Origin of the sequence: Nonomuraea sp. NPDC005501 (assembly GCF_040605905.1) — a bacterium.
Lineage (GTDB): Bacteria > Actinomycetota > Actinomycetes > Streptosporangiales > Streptosporangiaceae > Nonomuraea.
This window is the reverse complement of sequence record NZ_JBEXDT010000177.1, coordinates 1-7,035: the sequence shown is the minus strand read 5'-3', so window position 1 is coordinate 7,035 and position 7,035 is coordinate 1. Positions and strand designations below refer to the sequence as shown.

Below are 7,035 nucleotides of genomic sequence, written 5' to 3'. Positions count from 1 at the left end.
GTTCGGGGGACTTATGGGACTTTCCCTCAGGACGCTCCGGTCAGCCGCGCTGGTGTCGTCCCGGGAACTCTCCGGTCAGCACCTGCTTGGGCGTGGGGCGGGCACGTCGAGGGAGTCGCCGAGGGCGGACAGCTCGGCTTCGAGGCGACCGAGGTCGTCGAGACCGTCCAGGCCGTCGTGATCGTCCGGACCGTCGTGATCGTCGTGATCGTCGTGGGGCTCACGCGAGCTCACCGCCCACCTCCTCCCTGAGCCGGGCCAGCCCGCGGTGCGTGCTGGACTTGACGGTGCCCACGGGACGGCCGAGCACCTGCGCGGTCTCGGCCTCGGTGAGCTGTAAGAAGTACCGGCAGACGACGGCGTCGCGTTCGCCGTCGGGCAGGGCGCGTACCGCCTCCAGGAGGCGCGCGCGGCGGTCCTCGGCCACGGCGGCGCCCTCGGGGTCGTCGGGCGCGACGGGGTCGGCGACGGCGCCGAGCCGGACGATCAGGCCGTTCCTGCGACCGCGCGAGCGGGTGAGGTTGTGCGTCTCGTTGGCCACGATGCGCAGTAGCCACGGGCGGAAGGGAGAGCCGCGCCGGAACGACGGCAGGTGCCGGTAGGCCTTGACGAACGCCTCCTGCACCACGTCCTCGGTCTCGTCGGCGGCGCCGAGCAGGGCGGCGGTGCGGTGGGCGAGCGTGCTGTACCGGGCGACCAGCGCCTCGTAGGCGGTCAGGTCGCCGGCGAGGGCTCGGGCGATCGCCTCGTCGTCGTCCATGGGCGTGTCAGATTCCATCGCATCGAGGACGGACTGGGAAGGGCGTTCGGCGCATCATGTGACCTTCGGCGCCGCCCGGGCACTAGACTCGGGCCAATCCGCGAGCCCTTAAAGGAACGGGACTATGTCTTCAGGGTATGACCGTGTAGTGCAGCCGGCGGCCGGCGACGAGGCGTTGGAGAACCACCTCGGAGGCGACGAGGCCAAGAACTACCGGCAGTACGAGCTGGACATGGTCGCCCCGCACGTCGGGCGGTCGATGCTGGAGATCGGCTCCGGCCTGGGCCACTTCGCCGAGCAGTTCCTGCCGCGGCTGGACCGGCTCGTGGTGAGCGACTTCGACCCCTACTGCGTCGAGCAGCTGCGCAAGCGGTTCGCCGGCCGCGACGACATCGACGTGCTCCAGTTCGGGCTGCCGACCGACATCCCGCTGGAGGATAAGGTCGACACGGTCGTGATGATGAACGTCCTGGAGCACATCGAGGACGACGCCGGGGCGCTGCGCTCGCTGGCGAACGTGACGCTGCCGGGCGGGCGGATCATCATCTGGGTGCCGGGCTACATGCAGCTCTACGGAGACTTCGACCGCAAGGTGGGTCACGTGCAGCGCTACACGCCCAAGACGCTGCGCTCGACGGTCGCCAAGGCGGGTCTCGACATCGACGTGCTCAAGCCGATCAACTTCCTGGGCGGCATCGCCTGGTGGGCCGCGGTGCGGCGGGGCGGGGTGGGCTACCCCGACCCGCGGCTGGTGAAGATCTACGACCGCACGGTGGTGCCGGCGACGCGGCTGATCGAGCGGTTCATCACGCCGCCGTTCGGCCAGACGGTCTTCTGCGTGGCTCGCGTCCCGGGCTGAGCGTCCCCGGCCGATCCGGTCACTTGATGGAGCCGGCCGTCAGGCCGCCGACGACCTTCCGCTCGATCAGCGCGAACAGGATGATCACCGGGATGGTCGCGATGACGGAGCCGGCGAACAGGTTCTGCCAGTCCACCTGATACTGGCCGATGAACGAGTTGAGTGCCACGGTGAGCGGCTGGTTCTCGGGCGTGGTGGTGAGGGTGAGCGCCACCACGAACTCGTTCCAGGCGGCGATGAACGTGAAGATCAGCGCCGTGATGACCCCGGGCATGGCGAGCGGCAGCGTGATGCGGAACAGCGCGCCGAAGCGGCCGTTGCCGTCGATGAACGCGGCCTCCTCCAGCTCGCGCGGGATCGAGGAGAAGTACGCGTTGAGGATCCACACCGCGAACGCCAGGTTGAACCCGCCGTTGACCAGGATGAGCGACCAGATCGAGTCGACCAGCCCGAACTGGAAGAACTCGCGGTAGATGCCGACGAGCATGGCGGTCGGCTGGAACATCTGGGTGACGAGCACCAGGATGAGGAACGCGGTGCGCCCCCGGAAGTTGTGCCGGGCGGAGTAGTAGGCGGCGGGCAGGGCCACGAGCAGCACGAGGATCGTGGACCCGGCGGCCACCTTGAGGGTGACCATGAGGTTGCCGGCCAGGCCGCCGCTCCAGAAGTTGGCCAGGTTCGACCACTCCCACGTCGAGGGCAGCAGGCTGGCGTCGCGCAGCGACTCCTGGGGCCGGAGCGAGGTGAGCAGCATCACCAGGTACGGGAACACGAAGATGAACGCGATCACGTAGGCGGCGGCCGCGGTGATCGTGGTCTTGAGCGCGGGCAGGGCCCGGCTGGGAGTGGGCCGTTGCCGGGTGTGCTGCCGGGCGGTGGCGGGGGGCGCGGTCGTGACGGCCATCAGGCCACCTCCTTGTTCCAGCGGGAGACCTTGAGGAAGACCACGGTCAGGATCAGCACCATGCCGAAGTTGACGACGGACATGGCGGCGGACTCTCCGATGTTCGAGCCCTTGAGGATGAACATGAGGATCGTCGAGGTGGCCGTGGAGTAACCGGGCTGGCCGTGGGTCATCGCCCAGATGATGGGGAAGCTGTTGAAGACGTTCATGACGTTGATGAGCGCGGCCACGGTCAGGGCGGGCCGCAGCAGGGGCAGCGTGATGGACCAGTACGTGCGCAACCTGGACGCGCCGTCCATCTTGGCCGCCTCGTAGACGTCCGCCGGGATGGTGGCCAGGCCCGCGAGCAGCGCGTACGTGGTGAACGGCACGGAGACGAAGACGGCGACGAACACCAGCCACGGCATGGCGGTGGAGGCGTCGCCGAGCTGGTCGGCCGAGGTGCCGCCGAGCGCGTCGATGAGGCCGAGCTTGAGCCGGATCTGGTTGATGACGCCGACCTCGGGGTCGAGCATCCACTTGAAGACGATCGCGGTCATCAGCACGGACGCGGCCCACGGGGCGATGAGCGCCCAGCGGGCGACGCGGCGGCCGGGGAAGCGCTGGTTGAACAGCTGGGCGAGGGCGAGCGAGACGAGGACGGTCAGGGCGACGACGGCGACGACCCAGATGACGCTGCGGAGCATGATGTCCGCGAAGTCCTTCTCGTCGAACAGCTTCTCGTAGTTGGCGAAACCGTTGGAACCCTGCACCACCCCGAACCGGCTGATCTTGAGGAACGACGACCGGATCATCTCGACGACGGGCCAGAGCACCACGACCGCGATGAGCACGGTGGCCGGCCCGATCCAGGCCAGCGGCTCCAGGGCGCGCAACCTTCTCATGAACTACCTTCCATGACGGTACGGCCGGCGTCCCGGCTGCGAGACGCCGGCCGTACAGTGCCCCCGAGGGGTCAGCTGGCGTCGGCGGTCTTCTGGAGCTCGCCGAGGACCTTGGCCGGGTCGTCCTTGACGGCCCCGCCGATGGTCTGCTTGATGGCCGGGTTCACCTCGGCCCACTTGGGGTCCTGGAACGGGTAGAAGCTGGCGTTGGGCAGCCCGTCGAGGAACGGCTTGAGCTTCTCGTCGCTCGACAGCTTCTGGACGCCGCTGGTGGTGACGGGCAGCAGCTTGTACGTGTCGCTGATCTTCTGGGCGGCGGAGCCGGTGTAGAAGAAGTCGAAGAACTTCTTGATCTCGGCGGCGTGGCCGTTCTTGTTGAACGCCATGATCCAGTCCATGACGCCGAGCGTGGTGTCCAGCGGGCCGGTCTTGCCGGGGATGGGCGCGACGCCGTACTTGTCCTTCAGGCCGGCCGCGTCGAAGATCGGGATGGACATGGGGCCGCCGTTGACCATGCCGACCTTGCCGGCGCCGAAGTCCTCCCAGACCGTCTTGCGGTCCTTGGTGCCGGGGTTCGGGGTGGTCAGGCCGGCGTCGACGAGGCCCTTGAGGTAGGTGAACGTCTCGACGTTCTGCGGGGAGTTGATCGCCCACTTGCCGGAGGCGTCCTTGTAGCCGCCGCCGTTGCCGAGCATCCACAGGAACGACTCGCCCTGGGCCTCCTCCTGGCCGAGGGGCAGACCGAACGGCTGGCTGACGCCGGCCTTCTTCAGCTTCTCGGCGGCGGCCTTGAGCTCGTCCCAGGTCTTGGGCGGCTCGGCGACGCCCGCCTTGGTGAACAGGTCCTTGTTGTAGAACAGGGCACGGGCGGAGGAGACGAACGGGATGCCGTAGGCGGTGCCGTCGACCTTGCCGAACTCGGCGAACTTCTGCAGCAGGTCGCCGGAGACGTTCGGGGAGAGCACCTCGTCGGCCTTGTAGAGCAGGCCGTCCTTGACGAAGCCGGAGTAGTCGCCGGTCTGCAGGATGTCGGGCGCCTGGCCGTTCTGGACCATGGTGGCGACCTGCTTGTCGATGTCGTTCCAGTTGATGACCTGGACGTCGACCTTGATGTTGGGGTTGGCCTTGGTGAACTCGTCGGTGACGCCCTTCCAGAAGGTCTCACCCGAGTTCGGCTTGCCGGGGCCGTCGCCGTAGTCGGCGGCGACCATCTTCAGCGTGACCTGACCCCCTTCGGAGGCCTTCTGGTCGCCGGCCGAGCCGGACTCCGACCCGCAGCTGGACAGGACCATCATGGCCGCCACGCCGAGAGCGGCGCCGCCCGCAAGCTTGATTCTCACCTGTGTACCGCCTTCTCGTCGGACGGGTTCCGCTGGTCCGTACCAGTCGTCGCCCCGCCCGGAGGGTTTTGGGGGCGCGTGAGCCACCGCTCCACGCGTTTGCGTCAGCGTAAGCCCGGTTTCGGACGGCGGTCTATACCGGCTCGTCTCGGTTCGACAACATCTGGACCGGAAAGCGCTCACCTCCGGTCTAGACCGGCTGTCAGGTGATCTTCCTGCGGACGTTCTCCCCGCCCTCGGGCGATCCGACCCACGGGCCCTCGACCGACGGGTCCAGCACGCCTTCCTCCAGGAACGTGTAGCGGCCGTCGAGCACGTACCGGGCCAGGCGGACGTCCTCCCTGTCGCTGTTGTCCCAGAGCCGGGCGAACAGGGCGTCGGCGCGCCTCCTGGCCTGCCGGCAGAAGGTGTCGGCCAGCTCGTACGGCCGGCGCCCCAGGTCCGCCTCGTCCTCCTCGGCCTTCACGCAGACCGCGGTCATGGCGAACAGCTCGGCCCCGGCGTCGACGATACGGCCCAGGAACGCCTGCCGGTGCTCCAGCCGCCCCTGCCAGCGCGACATGCCGTAGAACAGGGATCGGGCGAGCTTGCGGCTGGTGCGCTCCACGTACCGCAGGTGGGGGGCCAGCGGCCCGAAGTCGGCGTACGAGCTCGGCAGGTCGCCCGTGCCGGCCACCAGGGTCGGCAGCCAGCGGGCGTAGAAGCCGCCGGCCCGTCTGAGCGCGCGGACGCGCGCCTGCCGGGAGGCGCCGGGGTCGATGAGCTCGCCGGCGGCCGACAGGTGGGCGTCCACCGCCTCGCGGGTGATGAGCAGGCGCATGATCTCGGAGGAGCCCTCGAAGATGCGGTTGATGCGGGAGTCGCGCAGCATCTGCTCGGCGGGCACGCCCCGCTCGCCGCGGGCGGCCAGCGACTCGGCGGTCTCGTAGCCGCGCCCTCCCCTGATCTGGACCAGCTCGTCGAGCGCCTGGTAGGCCATCTCCGAGGCGTACAGCTTGGCCAGGGCGGCCTCGATGCGGATGTCGTTGCGCCGGTCGTCGGCCATGCGGCTGGTCAGGTCGCAGACGGCCTCCAGGGCGTACGCGGTGGCCGCGATGAAGGAGATCTTGGTGGCGACGGCCTCGTGCCGCCCGATCCCCCGGCCCCACTGGACGCGGGCGTCGCCCCACTCGCGGGCGATCTTCACGGCCCACTTGGCGTTCCCGGCGCAGGTGGCGGGCAGCGACAGGCGGCCGGTGTTGAGCGTGGTGAGGGCGATCTTCAGGCCCTGTCCCTCGCGGCCGATGAGGTTGCGGGCCGGCACCCTGACCTGCCGGAACTCGGTGACGCCGTTCTCGATGCCGCGCAGGCCCATGAAGCTGTTGCGCCGCTGGACCGTGATGCCGGGGGTGTCGGCCTCGACCACGAACGCGCTGACCTTCTCCCCGGTGCGGGCCATGACGACGAGCAGGTCGGCGACGACGCCGTTGGTGGTCCACAGCTTGACGCCGTCGAGCACGTACGCGTCGCCGTCGCGCACCGCGGTGGTGGACAGCCGGGCGGGGTCGGAGCCGACGTCCGGCTCGGTCAGCAAGAAGGCGGAGATCTCGCCCCGCGCGCACCGGGGCAGGAACTCGCGCTTCTGCTCCTCGGTGCCGAACAGCTTGAGCGGCTGGGGCACGCCGATCGACTGGTGCGCCGACAGCAGGGTGGCCAGCGCGGGGCAGTACGAGCCCACCAGCATGAGGGCGCGGCAGTAGTACAGGTACGGCAGGCCGAGCCCGCCGTACTCCTCGGCGATCGTGATGCCGAACGCCCCGAGCCGCGCCAGCCCCTTGACCACCTCGTCGGGCACCTGCGCGGTGCGCTCGATCTCGGCGGGATCGACGTGCGCGTCGAGGAACCTGCGCACCGCGCGGACGAACTCCTCGCCCCGCTTGGCGGCCTCGTCACCGGGCACCGGCGCCGGACGCACGAGGTCCAGCCGGAAGTCTCCGAGGAACAGCTGTTTCGCGAAGCTCGGCCGGGTCCATTCCTTCTCGCGGGCCTGCTCGCCGAGCTCTCTCGCCTTCGCGTACTCGCTCATGGCATCCTCCCGCCGACGTTACGCTCCCCCGGGATGCCTGTGTACCCGGCGCTCCGGCGGGGTCATCCCAAGAGATCGTCACGCCTGCCACCGGATGCCGGCTCACGGAACGGGCACGCGCGGCAACGGGCGGCGCGCGGCGGCGCGGGTGTTACTTGTTATCAATCTCCACAGCCAGCTCCTGCAGCTCCGAAACCTCGGCCCGGCGCACCCACAGCCGGTG

At 69.3% G+C, this 7,035-nt stretch carries 7 protein-coding genes; 2 read left to right on the top strand and 5 right to left on the bottom strand.

Annotated features, from left to right (window positions below; all coding sequences use genetic code 11):
* On the top strand, positions 1-252 hold a 252-nt coding region (locus ABZS51_RS41705), incomplete at its 5' end, for a hypothetical protein (RefSeq protein WP_355453605.1).
* Here ABZS51_RS41705 and ABZS51_RS41700 read toward each other — a convergent pair.
* Positions 221-778, bottom strand: a complete 558-nt coding sequence (locus ABZS51_RS41700) for an RNA polymerase sigma factor (RefSeq protein ID WP_355453602.1) — start codon at positions 776-778, stop codon at positions 221-223. The genes ABZS51_RS41705 and ABZS51_RS41700 overlap by 32 nt on opposite strands.
* Before the next feature lie 106 nt (positions 779-884).
* On the opposite strand from ABZS51_RS41700, the gene ABZS51_RS41695 reads away from it, so the two are divergent.
* Positions 885-1,619, top strand: a complete 735-nt coding sequence (locus tag ABZS51_RS41695) for a methyltransferase (protein WP_355453599.1) — start codon at positions 885-887, stop codon at positions 1,617-1,619.
* A 19-nt stretch (positions 1,620-1,638) separates the two neighbouring features.
* Here ABZS51_RS41695 and ABZS51_RS41690 read toward each other — a convergent pair whose 3' ends face one another.
* From ABZS51_RS41690 to ABZS51_RS41675, 4 genes are all read right to left on the bottom strand, one after another.
* The gene (locus tag ABZS51_RS41690; RefSeq protein ID WP_310706830.1) at positions 1,639-2,523 is read right to left on the bottom strand and encodes a carbohydrate ABC transporter permease; all 885 of its coding nucleotides are present in this window, start codon (positions 2,521-2,523) and stop codon (positions 1,639-1,641) included.
* Positions 2,523-3,407, bottom strand: a complete 885-nt coding sequence (locus ABZS51_RS41685) for a sugar ABC transporter permease (RefSeq protein ID WP_355453596.1) — start codon at positions 3,405-3,407, stop codon at positions 2,523-2,525. Before ABZS51_RS41685 ends, ABZS51_RS41690 begins: the two co-directional genes overlap by 1 nt.
* A 71-nt stretch (positions 3,408-3,478) precedes the next feature.
* Positions 3,479-4,747: an extracellular solute-binding protein gene (locus tag ABZS51_RS41680; RefSeq protein WP_355453593.1), complete on the bottom strand. Its 1,269-nt coding sequence runs from the start codon at positions 4,745-4,747 to the stop codon at positions 3,479-3,481.
* Positions 4,748-4,949: 202 nt separating this feature from the next.
* A complete protein-coding gene (locus ABZS51_RS41675) occupies positions 4,950-6,812 on the bottom strand; it encodes an acyl-CoA dehydrogenase family protein (RefSeq protein WP_355453590.1) in 1,863 nt (620 codons plus the stop codon).
* Positions 6,813-7,035 lie beyond the last annotated feature (223 nt).